This is a genomic window from Pseudogemmobacter sp. TB195 (assembly GCF_058313095.1).
In genome coordinates, this window is sequence record NZ_JBZEGG010000199.1 from 1 (window position 1) to 541 (window position 541).

Consider the following 541-nt stretch of genomic DNA (forward strand, 5'->3'; position numbering starts at 1 on the left):
GCAGGCGCTGCCGGAGGGCTCAGCCCACGTGTATTTCGAAGCGGCGGCGGTCATCGTCACGCTGATCCTGCTCGGGCGCTTTCTGGAGGCGCGGGCCAGGGGGCGGACCAGCGACGCCATCCGCCACCTGATGAACCTGCAGCCGCAGGTCGCCCACGTGCAGCGCGACGGCGTTTTCGTCGAAACCCCGCTGGAGGCGGTGGCGGCGGGCGACGTGTTGCAGGCAAGACCTGGCGACCGCATCGCGGTGGATGNCGTGGTGCTTTCCGGCGCCTCGCATGTGGACGAGTCGATGATCTCCGGCGAGCCGGTTCCCGTGGCCAAATCCGAAGGTTCGGAGGTAATCGGCGGCACCATCAACCAGGCCGGCGCCTTCACGTACCGGGCCGAGCGGGTCGGCGCCGACACGGTGCTGGCGCAGATCATCCGCATGGTGGAGACGGCGCAGGGCGCCAAGCTGCCGATCCAGGGCCTGGTCGACCGCATCACCATGTGGTTCGTGCCGGCGGTGATGGCCGTCGCCGCCATCACGTTTGGCGTC

At 69.3% G+C, this 541-nt stretch carries 1 protein-coding gene; it reads left to right on the forward strand.

Annotated elements, in window-relative coordinates; genetic code table 11:
• On the forward strand, positions 1-541 hold a 541-nt coding region (locus tag AC4FS3_RS29350; RefSeq protein WP_491023469.1), incomplete at both ends, for an HAD-IC family P-type ATPase.